General features: G+C 65.8%; 14 protein-coding genes. 9 read left to right on the forward strand and 5 right to left on the reverse strand.

Features of this window, described 5'->3' with window-relative positions; genetic code table 11:
- The gene (locus QQ25_RS29160) at window positions 1-948 is read left to right on the forward strand and encodes an amino acid--[acyl-carrier-protein] ligase (protein WP_039382533.1); all 948 of its coding nucleotides are present in this window, start codon (window positions 1-3) and stop codon (window positions 946-948) included.
- 10 nt (window positions 949-958) lie between these two features.
- On the opposite strand, the gene QQ25_RS29165 is transcribed toward QQ25_RS29160, so the two are convergent.
- Window positions 959-2,455, reverse strand: a complete 1,497-nt coding sequence (locus tag QQ25_RS29165; protein WP_052236141.1) for a sugar transferase — start codon at window positions 2,453-2,455, stop codon at window positions 959-961.
- A 359-nt stretch (window positions 2,456-2,814) separates the two neighbouring features.
- Between QQ25_RS29165 and QQ25_RS29170 the strand changes: the two genes are divergently transcribed.
- The gene (locus QQ25_RS29170) at window positions 2,815-4,185 is read left to right on the forward strand and encodes an alpha/beta hydrolase (protein WP_039382536.1); all 1,371 of its coding nucleotides are present in this window, start codon (window positions 2,815-2,817) and stop codon (window positions 4,183-4,185) included.
- Between the two features lie 7 nt (window positions 4,186-4,192).
- Here QQ25_RS29170 and QQ25_RS29175 read toward each other — a convergent pair whose 3' ends face one another.
- From QQ25_RS29175 to QQ25_RS29185, 3 genes are read right to left on the reverse strand one after another with little or no spacing between them, the layout of a single operon-like run.
- Window positions 4,193-4,915 (reverse strand): GntR family transcriptional regulator, encoded by a 723-nt coding sequence (locus tag QQ25_RS29175; RefSeq protein ID WP_039382539.1) that lies wholly within the window; start codon window positions 4,913-4,915, stop codon window positions 4,193-4,195.
- Window positions 4,912-5,637: a biuret amidohydrolase gene (gene biuH / locus QQ25_RS29180; protein WP_052236142.1), complete on the reverse strand. Its 726-nt coding sequence runs from the start codon at window positions 5,635-5,637 to the stop codon at window positions 4,912-4,914. Before biuH ends, QQ25_RS29175 begins: the two co-directional genes overlap by 4 nt.
- Window positions 5,634-6,929, reverse strand: coding sequence for a cytosine permease (locus tag QQ25_RS29185; RefSeq protein ID WP_039325983.1), 1,296 nt, complete (start codon window positions 6,927-6,929; stop codon window positions 5,634-5,636). Before QQ25_RS29185 ends, biuH begins: the two co-directional genes overlap by 4 nt.
- A gap of 186 nt (window positions 6,930-7,115) precedes the next feature.
- Between QQ25_RS29185 and QQ25_RS29190 the strand changes: the two genes are divergently transcribed.
- From QQ25_RS29190 to QQ25_RS29220, 7 genes are all read left to right on the forward strand, one after another.
- On the forward strand, window positions 7,116-8,369 hold the full coding sequence (locus QQ25_RS29190; RefSeq protein ID WP_039382815.1) for an ammonium transporter: 1,254 nt from the start codon (window positions 7,116-7,118) through the stop codon (window positions 8,367-8,369).
- Window positions 8,370-8,502: 133 nt separating this feature from the next.
- Window positions 8,503-9,816, forward strand: a complete 1,314-nt coding sequence (glnT, locus tag QQ25_RS29195; RefSeq protein WP_039382544.1) for a type III glutamate--ammonia ligase — start codon at window positions 8,503-8,505, stop codon at window positions 9,814-9,816.
- 29 nt (window positions 9,817-9,845) lie between these two features.
- Window positions 9,846-10,715, forward strand: coding sequence for a class II glutamine amidotransferase domain-containing protein (locus QQ25_RS29200; protein ID WP_039325988.1), 870 nt, complete (start codon window positions 9,846-9,848; stop codon window positions 10,713-10,715).
- Window positions 10,703-11,395 carry a protein glxC gene (locus QQ25_RS29205; RefSeq protein ID WP_082017725.1) on the forward strand — a complete coding sequence of 231 codons (693 nt, stop codon included), beginning with the start codon at window positions 10,703-10,705 and terminating at the stop codon, window positions 11,393-11,395. Before QQ25_RS29200 ends, QQ25_RS29205 begins: the two co-directional genes overlap by 13 nt.
- Window positions 11,395-12,726 (forward strand): FMN-binding glutamate synthase family protein, encoded by a 1,332-nt coding sequence (locus QQ25_RS29210; RefSeq protein ID WP_039325990.1) that lies wholly within the window; start codon window positions 11,395-11,397, stop codon window positions 12,724-12,726. The genes QQ25_RS29205 and QQ25_RS29210 overlap by 1 nt, the downstream gene beginning before the upstream one ends.
- Window positions 12,723-13,910: an NAD(P)/FAD-dependent oxidoreductase gene (locus QQ25_RS29215; protein WP_039382546.1), complete on the forward strand. Its 1,188-nt coding sequence runs from the start codon at window positions 12,723-12,725 to the stop codon at window positions 13,908-13,910. The genes QQ25_RS29210 and QQ25_RS29215 overlap by 4 nt, the downstream gene beginning before the upstream one ends.
- 83 nt (window positions 13,911-13,993) lie before the next feature.
- Window positions 13,994-14,638, forward strand: coding sequence for a type II toxin-antitoxin system RelB family anti-toxin (locus QQ25_RS29220; RefSeq protein ID WP_039325994.1), 645 nt, complete (start codon window positions 13,994-13,996; stop codon window positions 14,636-14,638).
- 14 nt (window positions 14,639-14,652) lie between these two features.
- On the opposite strand, the gene QQ25_RS29225 is transcribed toward QQ25_RS29220, so the two are convergent.
- Window positions 14,653-14,868 (reverse strand): hypothetical protein, encoded by a 216-nt coding sequence (locus QQ25_RS29225; RefSeq protein WP_039325995.1) that lies wholly within the window; start codon window positions 14,866-14,868, stop codon window positions 14,653-14,655.
- Window positions 14,869-15,038 lie beyond the last annotated feature (170 nt).

Genomic DNA, 15,038 nt, shown 5'->3' on the forward strand with positions numbered 1-15,038 from the left:
ATGACCGAAACCCAGGACCTGGATACACAACTCGAGGCGGCCCGCCTGCGGTTCCGCGATGAACTTGTCGCCGCCGGTTTGCTGGTCCCGATGGGTATCGACGGGCTGTACGGCCGCGGAGCGGTTTTCGAGAGTGTCGTCGACGGTATCGATCACGCGGTGCGGGCCAAGGGCTCCGAGGTCCACGGCGATCGGGCCAAGGTGCTGCGATTCCCGCCGGTCTATCCGCGCGAGCAATTCGAGAAGACCGACTACATCGCATCTTTCCCGGATCTGACCGGCGCCATCTCGACGTTCACCGGCGGGAACGCCGAGCATCGCGCACTGTTGAGGGATCGAGATGCCGGGTTGGCGTGGGACGGACATCTGAGTCCTTCTGGGACCATGCTGGTCACGGCGGCCTGCCATCCCAGTTATGCGACGCTGCCGTCCGACCTGCCCGACGGCGGTGTGGTGATGGACATCTACGGATACTGCTTCCGGCACGAGCCGGCCGTCGACCCGGCGCGGATGCAGGCCTTCCGGATGCACGAGTACGTGCTGGTCGGTACACCCGATCAGGCGCAGACGCACCGTGACAGCTGGGTAGACCACGGCATGGCGGTACTGACCGAGCTCGGCCTTGACGCCCGGCCCGAGGCGGCCAACGACCCATTCTTCGGCCGGGTCGGCAAAATGCTGGCCGCCAACCAGCGTGACGAGGGTCTGAAAACCGAACTACTGGTACGGCTTTACGGTGACCTGCACGAGGGCACCGCCCTGGTTTCAGCCAATTGCCACCGGGAACACTTCGGCGAGGCGTTCGCCCTGCGCACGGCCGATGGCGGCGTTGCGCATAGCGCCTGCGTGGGATTCGGTATGGAGAGAATTGCCTTGGGGCTGCTACGGACTCACGGCCTGGATCCGGCGTCGTGGCCGGCAGCGGTTCGCACCGCGATGGGCTGGTAGCTCGCGTACGTCAGTACGCGCCTTTGCGTTTCAGGACGGCGCCGACGGTGCGCCAGATGATGACCAGATCCCCGACCACGGACCAGTTACCGGCGTAGGACACATCGAGCCGGATACGGTCCTTGTCTTCGAGGTCCGACCGTCCTGACACCTGCCACAACCCTGTCATGCCGGGTTTGACGTGTTCGCGGTGTTCGATGAACGCGGCATCGGACCCCGCCTCTCCGAGGGCCAGCGGCCGTGGCCCGACGATGCTCATCGACCCGCCAAGGACATTGAACAACTGAGGCAACTCGTCGATGCTCGTGGCCCGAAGGAATTTCCCGACCCTGGTCACGCAGGAATCGGAGGTTCGTTTGTGGAAGATGCTGCCGTGCTTGTGGCTCTCTGGTTGCGCTGTCTTGTCGGTGTCGACGTACATGCTGCGTAACTTGATGATCTTGAATGGCTCGCCATCCATGCCCACTCGTTGTTGCCGGTAGAAGACCGGGCCCCGGTCGTCGAGCTTGATCGCCAGACCGGCGAGCACGATCACCGGAAGCGCGATGATCATTCCGATCGTGCCGAGCACCAGATCCAGGATTCGTTTGGTGATCATCGACACCCGGTCGTGGGTAGGTGCGTCGATCACGAACAGCGGCAGATTCTCCAGCGGCCGCAGCTGCAGCCGGTGGGTCGCCACCTCCGTCAAACCAGGGACCACCATCAGTTCGGTGTTGATCGCCTGCATGCGCCACGCCAGATACTTGACCTTCTCAGGCCCCATATTCTCGGAATAGACCGCCGCCAGGGCGTCTGCACCGGCGGACTGCACGGCGGCCTCGATCTCGCTGTCGTCAGCGAACCCGAGGATGGGAACGGCCCCTGTGGGCAGGTCGACGTTCTGGCCGATCTTGTCACCACTGTCCGGAATGCAGAGGCCCACCACCTTGTACCCGGCACTCGGCGAACGCTTGAAGTATTCGTCCAACGTGCGCACCGCGCCGATATCACCCAGTGCGACGACGCGGGAGACATATTTTCCCCGCTTGCGGCGTCGACGCACGTCCGCGCGCAGCAGATGCCGGGCGAGGAAAAGACCGATGAATCCGAGTCCGAATGTGACACCGAACTGGATACGCGAAATCGGCATGTCGAGGAAAACCTCGGCGGCCGCGGCAAGCGCGAACGTCCAAGCAGTCGCAATTGCGACAAGTCGGTATTCCTCGGCTTCCTGCCCCACCAGCGTGAGATCGCGCGAATGTACGTACCCGAGCGCGATGAGCCATCCGATATATATGCCGACCGAAAACGCCGTCGCGGTGGTGAAGCTGGCGAAATGACGGTGCGCCAGCGAGGTCCCGATCCACTCCGCGAAGACAACGACCACCGCGAGAACCAGGGCATCGACAACCAGGACGCGCCGCCGATAGGCCGACTTCCATCGGTGAGCTTGAGCTTTCGCCGCGGCCGAACCAGCGGCGGAGTCGCGCTTTACCTGTGATGACGTCGTCAGACGCTCATTCATGGCAGCACTCGCAGGTCGCTGTCACCAGTTCCACGGGTTCGTCCCATCTGCACGTGTGTCTCGTGATTATTGCGCCAAGCTGTTGGTCGAACAACGACTTTGAGACACCGGGCCGAGTTCGCAACAGTTGCAATGTGATTGCAACCGGCTCCCTCGCCGACCCGTTCGCCGGTATAGTCCGACGCCAGCAGCGGTTTCCGCCGGTTGCGACCCCGAAGGTGAAGATTCGTGAAACCGATGAACACACCGTCCTCACCCAATTCGGATTATCGGCCGATATTGGGGCGGCGTCGTTACGCGCCTCTTGTAGGCCGATTTGTTTCGAGGCCAGTCCCAAACGATTGTGAGGGCCGAACCAAATGAACCTGTCCCTGACCAACGGACTGATCCCGATAACGCTCCAACTGCTCGCCCTGATTGCGATCGCGGTGGCCATCGGACGGGGACGATCGCGCGAGTGGATGCGGCGCTGGCTGCTCGCCGCCGTGCTCGTCGGCGTGGGCCTGGCCGCGGCAGGGCGACTGTTCGTACGGGACCAAGGCTGGTCCGCCGAGGCCATCTCTTTCGGCACGGTGTTCTGGACGGTCCTCTTCGGCTTCGCCGCGACGGTACTGATCGCGGGCTGGCCCGGAACCGCATGGTGGCGCCGGCTGGTGTCGGTGCTGTCCGTGGTGCTGGTGGTCGTATGCGGATTCGCCGCACTCAACACGGCGACCGGCTACTTCCCCACCGTTCGTGCCTTCTGGCTCCGGGTTACCCAAAGCGAACCGGAACAGTGGATCGATGAAGCCCAGCTCGCCGCACTGCAACAATCCGGCGAGATACCAACCCGGGGCACCGTTGTGCGGGTGAACATCCCCGCCGACGGGTCAGGTTTCGCGCACCGGACCGAGACTGTCTATCTCCCTCCGTCCTGGTTCGCCAGCAATCCGCCACCGCAGTTGCCCGCCGTGATCATGATGGGCGGCGAGTTCAACCATCCCAACGACTGGCTGCAGTCGACCGACGCGCTTGAGACGCTGGACAACTTCGCCGCATTGCATCACGGCAACGCCCCGATCGTCGTATTCCCCGATACCTCGGGAAAATTCAACAACGACACCGAATGCGTCGACGGGGTGCGCGGAAACGCCGCCGCTCACCTGACCAAAGATGTGGTGCCGTATATGATTTCGCGCTTCGGGGTGAGCCCGAAGGCGGAAAACTGGGGTCTGGCGGGGTGGTCGTCGGGCGCGACCTGCTCCTTGACCACCGCGGTACGCAACCCGGAGATGTTCAGCGCCATCGTGTGGCTCGACGGAACCCTCGGCCCCAATGCCGGCACCAAGGACCAAACCGTCGCGCGACTGTTCGGTGGTGACCAGGCGGCCTGGGAGGCATTCGATCCCAAGACGATCATCACCCGCCACGGGCCGTACGACGACATGGCGGCATGGCTCGGCGTTGCCGAGGACACACCGACCGTTCATCGCGACGCAGGCACCACTCCACCGCCCGAGGGGGCGATCGCCGACTGGGACACGTTCTCCGAGGAGCATGCGGCCAACGCCAACAAATTGTGCGCCCTGCTCAGCGGCTACAACATCGAATGCTCAGTGGTGGGCTACAAGGGCGTGCACAGCTTCGAGTCTGCCGGCACGGCGTTCGAGGCAGCCCTACCCTGGCTCGCCAGCACGCTCCACACCCCCGGCGTGCGGGAGCGGACCCTGCCCGGCGCGGACGGCAAGTAGCGCTCCGCTACCTCCACAGCGCCTCCAGCGAACTCACCGACCGGCCGAGGGCGCGGGCACTCAGCGCCCGTAACGCGCGCCGCTCGACCACCTCGAAGCTCGCTCCGACATGCTCGTGCAGGGCGGTGCGCCCGGCGTCGAGTTGATCGTCCAGCAGCAGGTCGACGATCTCGAGGTGTTCGTCGACGGTGGCGCTCACCCGCTCCTCGGTGACGAAGTCGTACATCCGGATCAGCCGGATGCGCCGGTTGACGTTGTCGAGCGTGGCGACCATCGCCCGGTTGCCGGATGCCGCGCACAGTTCGACGTGAAAAGCCTCGTCGCGCAGCACCATGACACCATCTGGCGGAGGCGGGCTGGCTTTCAATTCCAGCCACTCGGCGCGCAACGCCGCGAGCCGGTCCTTGTCGTACTGCAGCTCTTCGGTTTCCAGGATGCGGGTGATGCCGCGCAGTTCGATGGTGATCCGCAGCTCGTAGAGGTCGCGGACGCCCGGGATGTCCAACGCCACCGGGTAGTACCCGTCAGGCCTGCGTTCGAGCATGCCGTCCGCGTGCAGCCGGACCAATGCCTCACGCAGCGGGGTGCGGCTGACGTTGAGCGTCTCGCACAGTTGTGACTCCACCAGCCGGGTGCGATGGTCGATATCGCCGGCCATGAGCAACTTGCCGAGATCGAGGTAGACGCGGTCACGAAGGGAGACCGGCTCCTCGGCCCGCACGGGCGTCACTGCAGTCCTTTCAGCGCGGCCACCACGTCGGAGCTGGTCGCGTGTGCCCCGAAAACCCCACCTTGCATGGTGATCATGTTCAGTGCCGCAACATGGTTGGCGTAGTCGGTGGCACCGGTCGCATCGGAGACGACGAGGCATTCATAACCACGGTCGTTGGCGTCCCGCATCGTGGTGTGCACGCACACGTCGGTGGTGATGCCGGTGAAGATGAGGTGGGTGATGCCGCGGGTGCGCAGCACCAGGTCCAGATCGGTGGCGTAGAAGCTCCCCTTGCCGGGCTTGTCGATGACGGGTTCGCCTGGCAGAGGTGCCATCTCGGGGACCAGTTCCCAACCCGGCTCACCCCGGGTGAGGATTCGCCCACATGGACCGGCCGAGCCGATCTCGGCTCCGATCTGGGCCGAACGCCAGCGTTTGTTGGCGGGAAGATCGGACAGGTCGGGGCGGTGGCCTTCGCGGGTGTGGACGATGAACAGTCCGGCCGCGCGGGCAGCCGCGAGGACTTGCTGCGCGGGACCGAGCGGCGTACGGACCAGGGACAGGTCGTAACCCATGGTGTCGACGTATCCGCCTTCACCGCAGAAGTCGACCTGCCAGTCGATGTTGATCAACGCTGTGCGTCCGGCGGGGATATCTCCGTCATACGGCCAGACGTAGGGGTTGGCCGTGATCGTCACGGGGCTGGTGCGCGATCCCGCTTCGCTTCTCGCTTGGCTCATGCTGTTTCACCCACCAACACGGGTTCCGCGGTGCGCACCGGCAGGTACGCCAGCGCGGTGAAGGCCAGCCCGCCGACCACCATCGCCACCACGGCATCGGATAGCTGCGGCGCGTAGTAGTGCGTCAGCAGCGCGCCTCCCGCACCGATCGCCCACGCCGCGAACGGCTTCCAAGCCAGGGCCGCGGTGGCCCGACGGTGAGCGAACACCAGCTGGTCGAGAATGAGCACGACACCGATGGGCGGGACGAGGACGCCGAGGATGTTGAGCCAGGTCGCGAAGTACGACCAGATGCCCGCGACGGCGGCGATGGTGCCCACCACACCCAGCACGATCGTCAACTGGCGCATGGTCTTTCCGGTGATGTTGCCGAACCCGACGGCGCCGTTGTAGAGGCAGTGCGCACATACGCTGCCGAGGTTGACGAACACGAAGATGATGGCCAGCGGCACCAGGATGCCCCCGGCACTGACGAGCACGTGCAGGAAATCCCCGCCCGCGGTGCCCGCAGCGGCCGCTGCCCCCAACGCCACGACGAGCGCTCCGACAAGCTGGGCGATCAGGTAGGCGACCGGGAAGGCGGCGAACGCCGCCAACGCACCCTCTTTGCCGTTACGGGCCCACCGGGTGAAATCGGCTGTCATGGTGCCGGAATCGGCGAAGCACGCGAACACCATCGTCACCGCGACTCCGAAGCTGAACGCGCCCGCCCCGGCACCGCCGTCGTAGGCCAGTGCCGAGCCGATGCCGCCGTCGGCGGCGGCCAACACCACCGCGACCACACCCAGCGGGATGAACAGCGCCGAGGCGACCACCCCGATCCATGAGATCGCCCGAATCCCGACGAACGTGAGCGCCACGAACAACACCCCGGCCAACAGGGTGATCCACGGGGCGCTCCACCCCATGGACAGATTGAGCGTCGAGCCCACCATGCCGGTCTGGAACGCGAACCAACCGATCACCAACACCGAAAGGAACGCCGACACAATGCGAAAGCCCTTGGTGCCGAAGGTGTCCGCCGCCGTGAGGGCGAAGTTCTTGCCGGAACGCCCGGCCAGATAGCTCAGCGTGCCCACATACGCCATGAGGATGAGGTCGCCGACGAGGATCGCCGCCATGCCTGTCGTGAAACCGAGGTTGTAGACGACGATGCCGGCGAACACCGCCGAGGTCATGATCATCGGGAAACCCACCCAGACTGCCGAGACCGCGAACAGCGACTTGCGGGCGGACAGTGGGACGGGTTCGTTTTCGTATTCCTCGCCGAGGGCGGATGGCGCTGTATCCATGGCTGTATACGGTGCGGTATACGGATTTCTCTGGCGTTTCAGCGAATAACACTCCGGTTACGAGGTCCTCACCGTCGGCGTGACGACGTTAACGACACCGCAACACGGCACGTCGGTCTACGTAACAGAAACATCATCTACTGCCGGTGATCGGCCCGTCCGGGCCGCCACCCCCAGGAGATGTTGATGGATACAGGAACCACGGCGTTCATGCTGTGTTGCATCATCGGCTTAACGCTGATGATTCCCGGCCTTGCCCTGTTCTACGGCGGCATGGTCTCGGTCAAGAGTTCGACCAACATGATGATGATGACGTTCGGCGCAGTCGCCCTGGTCGGGGTGCTGTGGGTGCTCGTCGGATTCTCGATGGTCTTCGGCACGTCCTACGGCGGGTTCGTCGGCAGCTTCACCGAGTTCGCCGGAATGAAAGACCTCATGGAGCCCATGACGACCGTGGCCGGGCTGCCGGTCAGCTTGTTCTCCATCTTCCAGGCCCTGTTCGCGGCCATCACGGTGGCACTGATCTCCGGCGCGGTCGCCGACCGGATGAAGTTCGGCGCCTGGATGATCTTCGCCGCCGTCTGGGCCGTGCTGGTGTACTTCCCCGTCGCACACTGGGTGTTCGCGTTCGACGGTGTCGTCACCGAGAATTCGGTCGGCGGCTGGATCGCGAACAAACTTCACGCCATCGACTTCGCCGGCGGCACCGCAGTACACATCAACGCCGGAGCCGCGGCCCTGGCGGTGGCCATCGTCCTCGGTAAGTCGGCGATGTTCGGTCAGCTGCGCAAGCCGCACAACGTTCCGCTGACCTTGCTGGGCGCCGGCATGCTGTGGGCCGGCTGGTATGCCTTCAACGGTGGATCCGCCCTGGCCGCAGGCAATTCCGCAGCCATCGTCATGGTGACCACCTTCGTCGCCACCTGCGCGGCCGTGCTGGCTTGGCTGGCCGTGGAGAAGTTCAGGACCGGCCACGTCACCGGCGTCGGCGCCGCTTCCGGCGCGATCGCCGGCCTGGTCGCCATCACCCCCGCGTGCGGTGCGGTCACCCCGATCGGCGCAATTTTCGTCGGCGGCATCGCCGGCGCGGTCTGCGTGTACGCGGTCGGTGTCAAGGAGAAGCTCGGCTATGACGACTCTCTCGACGTGGTGGGTGTCCACCTGGTCGGTGGTGTCGTGGGCACGCTGCTGGTCGGGTTCTTCGCCAGCGAGGGTATGCCCAACGCCGTCAACGGCCTGTTCTACGGCGGCGGGGTGGATCAGTTGTGGCGGCAGGCCGTCGCCGCAGGCGCGGTGGCCTGCTACTCGTTCGCCGTCGCCTTCGCCATTGCCTACGTGATCAAGAAGACCATGGGCATCCGGATCTCTCCCGAGGAAGAAGAGAAGGGAATCGACACCGCGTTCCACCGGGATTCGGCCTACGAGCTCGAATTCGCCTGACAGTCAGTCCGATTCCCCGGCCCGGCTGCCGTGGGCCGCTCTCACGGCAGCCGGTGACCGGGGTTTCCTCGACTTGCCGATGTTTCCTACTGTGATACTGTGATTCTCAACAAGAGACGAAAGTGCTGGTGCTATGCCCTCCGATCTCGCCACCCTCGCCGAACAATCCGGCACCAAGTTCATCCTCGCCCTGTTCGTAGACCTGCGTGGAAAGCCCTGCGCCAAACTGGTTCCCGTTGAATCGGTCGAACTTCTCGCCACAGATGGCGTCGGCTTTGCCGGTTACGCCGTCGGCGCCATGGGCCAGGAACCCAAGGACCCCGACCTGATCGCGATCCCCGATCCGGCGTCGTTCACCCCGATACCGTTCATCAAAGAGGGTCTGGCCCTGGTGCACTGCGACCCCCATGTCCAGGGCTCACCGTGGCCGTATGCGCCGCGAGTGATCCTCAAGGGACTGATCCAGCGCGCCGCCGACGCCGGATACGAACCCTGGGTGGGTGCCGAGGTCGAGTATTTTCTGTTGCGGCGCACCGCCGATGGAGTTCTGAGCACCGCCGACGCGGCCGACACCGCCGCGCAACCGTGTTACGACGCCCGCGGCGTCACCCGCATGTACGACCACCTGACCGCGATCTCCACCGCGATGAACACCCTCGGCTGGTCCAACTACGCCAACGACCACGAGGACGGCAACGGCCAATTCGAGCAGAACTTCGAGTTCTCCGACGCTCTGACGACCGCCGACCGGGTGATCACGCTGCGCTACCTGTTGTCGATGATCGCCGCCGAGCGCGACATGGTGGCGACCTTCATGCCCAAGCCGTTCTCCGACCGCACCGGCAGTGGCCTGCACCTCCACCTGTCACTGACCAGCGGCGGAAACCCCGTGTTCCCGGCAGGATCCGATGAACCAGACCAACACGGCCTCGGCCTGTCCGAGACGGCATACGCGTTCATCGGCGGCATCCTGGACCACGCCTGTGCGCTGCAGTCGGTCGTGGCCCCGACTGTCAACTCCTACAAGCGAACCGGCGCCATCTCAACCGCGTCCGGAGCGTCGTGGGCCCCACGCAAGCCCAGCTACGGCGGCAACGACCGCACCCATTACATCCGGGTGCCCGACAGTCAGCGCATCGAGTTGCGCGGCGGCGACGGCTCGGCCAATCCGTATCTGGCGATCGCCGCGGCGCTGGGTGCCGGCCTCGACGGCGTCAAACGCAGCCTCGATCCGGGAGCGGTGGGCGCTCAGGGACCGGCGGCACTGCCACCGACGCTGCTGCACGCGGTCGAATCACTGGAGATCGACCCGATCGTCACCGGTGTGCTCGACGTCGCGGGCGACGGCGTCGCCTCCTACTTCGCCAACGTCAAACGCGAGGAGTTCTTCGCCTACCACGGCACCGTGACGCCGTGGGAGGTCGACCAGTACCTGACGGCGTTCTAGCCGAACGGCTCTCACGAAAGGAGAGGACTATGTGCGGGATTGTGGGGCTTCACCTGCGCACACCGGAACTGTATCCGCGCCTCGGCGAACTGCTCGCCGCGATGCTGGGCGAGATGTCCGACCGCGGTGCCGACTCTGCGGGGATCGCGATCTACGGGGACCCGGAGTGGGCGCCGTACGGGCAGGGCTGCGTCTCGGTGACGGACATCGCCGACTCGCCCGACCTGGGACCGGATGTGGATGTGGTGCAGGTTGATTCGACCTACCTGCTGTCAGCCGACATGGACTCCGAGGAATTGCTGGACCTGGTCCGCTCCGCGTATCCGACCGCGCTGATCTCCGGGTTCGGCCCCGATCTGGCGGTGCTCAAAGGGGTCGGCCATCCCCGCGCCCTGACCGAGGCCTGGGGCCTGGCCAAGGCTCAGGGCTGGCAGGGTGTCGGGCACACCAGGATGGCCACAGAATCGGCGGTGACGCCGTCGGGCTGCCACCCGTACACGGTCGGCCCCGGACAGTGCCTGGTGCACAACGGATCTTTCGCCAACCACGCCACCATCCGTCGCGATCTGCGCCGCGCCGGTGTGGTGTTCGACAGCGAGAACGACACCGAGGTGGGCGCCCGGTTCGTGGCCGAACAGCTGGCGGCCGGCCGCGATGTGGCCACCGCCCTGAAGGAACTCCTCGCGGTCTTTGATGGCTTCTACACCCTGCTGGTCTCCGATCACGACTCGTTCGCGGTGGTGCGTGACGCCATCGCCTGCAAGCCGGCGGTGATCGCCGAAACCGCCGACTGGGTGGCGATGGCCAGCGAATACCGGGCCCTGGCCGGACTGCCGGGGGTCGAGCAGGCGCGCATTTGGGAACCGGAACCGGAGGTGGTCTACGCATGGACCAGATGACACTGACCCGATTTGACCTCCGCACAACGCCTTTGCGTGAAGTCAACGCCGCACTGCATCAATCGGACGTCGAGGGCGAGTACGTCATCGCCCATCCCGACGGCGCGCACAACGTGGCGGTCGGGCTCAACGTGCCGGTGCGTGTCACCGTCGAAGGCCACGTCGGCTACTACGCAGCCGGGATGAATCAGCTCGCCGAGGTCACGATCGACGGCAACGCCGGTACCGGAGTGGCCGAGAACATGATGAGCGGCACGGTGCGCGTCACCGGAAATGCCTCGCAGTCCGCGGGTGCCACCGCCCACGGCGGGCTGCTGGTCATCGAGGGGGACGCGGCTGCGCGTTGCGGAATCTCGATGAAGGGCGTCGACATCGTGGTGGGCGGCAGCATCGGCCACATGAGCGCGTTCATGGCCCAAGCGGGCCGGCTGGTGGTCCGCGGCGACGCCGGGGAGGCGCTCGGTGACTCGATCTACGAGGCCCGCATCTACGTCCGTGGTGAGGTGGCCTCGCTGGGCGCCGACTGTATCGCCAAGCCCATGCGGGCCGAGCACCATGCCGAGCTCGCGGAGTTGTTGGCAGCCAGTGGCTTCCGCGACGACGACACCGCGTCCTACACCCGCTACGGCTCGGCCCGCGACCTCTACCACTTCCACGTCGACAATGCGAGTGCCTACTGATGACGAACCTGCGCGAATCCGCCACCTTCGATCGGTCCACGATCGCCGACATCCAGCGCGCCGCCGAGACCGGCATCTACGACATCCGCGGTTGGGGCGCCAAACGCCGCCTGCCCCATTTCGACGATCTGCTGTTCCTCGGTGCGTCGATGTCGCGCTACCCACTCGAGGGCTACCGCGAACGTTGCGGCACCGACGTGGTGCTCGGCGACCGACACGCGAAACACCCTCTGCACCTGGATATCCCGGTCACCATCGCGGGCATGAGCTTCGGCGCCCTGTCCGGGCCAGCCAAGGAAGCCCTGGGCCGCGGCGCCAGTGAGGCAGGCACCTCGACCACCACGGGCGACGGCGGTATGACGCCCGAGGAGCGCGGGCAGAGCAAGCACCTGGTGTATCAGTACCTGCCCTCGCGCTACGGGATGAACCCCGACGACCTGCGCAAGGCCGATGCCATCGAGGTGGTGCTCGGCCAGGGCGCCAAACCCGGCGGCGGCGGAATGCTGTTGGGCCAGAAGATCTCCCCGCGGGTAGCCCAGATGCGGACCCTGCCCGAGGGCATAGACCAGCGCAGCGCCTGCCGGCACCCGGACTGGACCGGCCCCGACGATCTCACCATCAAGATCAACGAACTGCGCGAGATCACCGACTGGGAGAAGCCGATCTACGTCAAGGTCGGGGCCACCCGCACCTACTACGACGTGAAGCTCGCCGTGCATGCCGGGGCCGACGTGGTGGTGGTCGACGGCATGCAGGGCGGCACGGCCGCCACCCAGGAGGTGTTCATCGAACACGTCGGTATCCCCACACTGGCCGCGGTGCCGCAGGCGGTGCAGGCGTTGCAGGAGCTCGGCGTCCATCGCACCGGGGCGAGCGGAGCGACGGGGAATAAGGGAGTGCAGCTGATCGTGAGCGGTGGCATTCGCTCGGGCGCTGATGTGGCCAAGGCGCTGGCGTTGGGCGCCGACGCGGTGGCGATCGGCACCGCCGCGTTGATCGCACTCGGGGACAACCACCCGCGCTATGCCGCCGAATACGAGAAGCTGGGCAGCGCAGCCGGTTTCTACGACGACTTCCAGGACGGACGCGACCCGGCCGGTATCACCACCCAGGACCCGGAGCTGGCGGCCCGCTTCGACCCGGTCGAGGGCGGCCGGCGACTGGCCAACTATCTGCGGGTGCTGACCATGGAGGCTCAGACAATCGCCCGGGCCTGCGGCAAGGCGCACGTGTGCCACCTGGAGCCCGAGGATCTGGTGGCGATCACCATCGAAGCGGCGGCAATGGCGCGGGTCCCGCTGGCCGGCACCAACTGGATTCCGGGCCAATGAGCGCAACGGCAGACGTCGTCATCGTCGGGGGCGGGCTGGAGGGTGCTGCGGCGGCCTGGGCGCTGAGTCAGCGCGGCGTCACCAATGTGACCGTCCTGGAACGTAATACCGTCGGCTCCGGCATGACCGGCAAATCCAGCGGCATCGTGCGCTGCCACTACGGGGTGAGCTCACTGGCCGCCATGGCCGCCGTCGGCCTCGAGGTGTTCGAGAATGCCGAACACTATTTCGGGACCGACATCGGGTTCCGGCAGACCGGCTATGTCGTCGGCGTCGGGGAACGCAACGTCGACAACCTGCGCATGAGCCTGGCCGCCCAACGTGAGGTCGGCGTGCAGACCGAGGAGATCGACGCCGCGGAGGTGGCCAAGCTGTGGCCGTGGGCGGATCTGGAACCGTTCGCGGCCTTCGGGTGGGAGGCTCGCGGCGGATACGGCGACGCCTACCAGACCGCGCAAGCCTTCGCGGTGACGGCCAGAGCGGCGGGGGTGCGAATTCAGCAGGGCGCCAACGTTACCGGGCTGCTGCTCGACGGGGACCGAGTCACCGGCGTCGCAATGGCCGACGGCACGCGGGTCTCGGCCGGCACCGTCGTCGTCGCCACCGGAGTATGGACCGGTCCGTTCCTGGCGGCCCATGGCATCGACATCCCGATCCATGTGCACCGTGAACAGATCGTGACCATCAAACCCGGGGTGGACACGGGTCCCGTGCCCGTGTTCTCCGATCTCGTCTCGCTGCAATACATCCGGCCCGAACCCAACGGCGAACTGCTGTTCGGAAATTCCGATCTAGCCGAGTTGGAGCTTGCCGACCCCGACGATTACCTGAACCGGGCGACCGACGGGTTCATCGACCTGACCGTCGACAAGGTCGGCACCCGGTTTCCCGGTTTCCCCGACGCGGCGATCACCGGCAGCTACGCCGGCTGCTACGACGTCACCCCGGACTGGAACCCCGTCATCTCGCATTCCGGCGTCGACGGCCTGCTGGTGGCGGCCGGATTCAGCGGACACGGCTTCAAGATCGCTCCGGCGGTCGGCAGGCTCGTCGCCGACCTGGTGATCGACGACCACAGCCGCAACCCGCGGATACCCGAGTCGGATTTCCGCCTGGCCCGGTTCGCAGAGGACAATTTGCTCAAGAGCCGGTACCCGTATGTCGGTGCCGGGGAGATGCGATAGACGGGGGGCGCGCATGAGGCACAGCAAGAAGCCGCAGGCGGATTGCGCGTGAGGGACAGCAAGAAGCCGCAGGCGGATTGCGCGTGAGTGACGTTCCGCTGATCCGGAATGCCGGCACGGCCCGCGAGCGCGATCCGCACGCCCCGGTCGAGGACCTGGAATTCGAGGCCGCGATCGGGCGCAACGTGCGTCAACTTCGCCAGCAACACGGGCTGACCGTCGCCGACATGGCCGCCCGGGTGGGCATCTCCAAGGCGATGCTGTCCAAGATCGAGAACGCCCAGACGTCCTGCAGCCTGTCCACCCTGGCCCTGCTCGCCAAGGGGCTCGACGTTCCGGTGACCAGCCTGTTCCGCGGGGCCGATGTCGAACGTCCGGCGGCATTCGTCAAAGCGGGCACCGGGCCCGAGATCGTGCGCAACGGCACCAAGCAGGGTCACGAGTACCAGTTGCTCAGCTCACTGCGTGGCGAGCACAAGCGCCTGGAATGCCTTCACGTCACGCTGACCGAGAAGAGTCAGACGTATCCGCTGTTCCAGCATCCGGGCACCGAGTTCATCTACATGCTCTCCGGTGTCATGGACTACAGCCACAGCCGCTCGGTCTATCGGCTGCAGCCCGGGGATTCCCTGCAGATCGACGGGGAAGGCGCGCACGGACCGGTGGACCTGATCGAACTGCCGATCCGGTTCCTGTCGGTGATCGCCTTCCCCGATTCGCAGGTGTGAGTCACCTCTCCGGTCTACTCGTAGATGCTGATGATCCGCTGCGGGCCGTGGTGGTTGTGCCAGCCGGGTTTCATGCCGGGGGCCGGGGTGGCGTAGGTGTCGGGGCTGTAGCGGTTACCCGAACCTTCCGGTCCCTGCGCGGCGGCCGTGCCGGCCAGCCCCAGCGCGACGGCGCCGAGGAAGCCCGCGGACAGGATGGGCAGTGCCAGAGCCTTGGTGAAGTTTGACATGGTCTGAATCCTTTGTCTCAGTTGGCTTTTCGTTTTCCTTGCCGGCTTGTTGGGCCGCTGAGACAAGAATGCGCTCCGGACGCCGCCGGGTATGTCGGTCGATCAGGCCACGGGGGTGGTGAAGATGTGTTCCCCCAATCGGAGGAACCGCACGTCAACCTCTGGTTTTG

The organism is Mycolicibacterium setense (genome assembly GCF_000805385.1).
Taxonomy (GTDB): domain Bacteria; phylum Actinomycetota; class Actinomycetes; order Mycobacteriales; family Mycobacteriaceae; genus Mycobacterium; species Mycobacterium setense.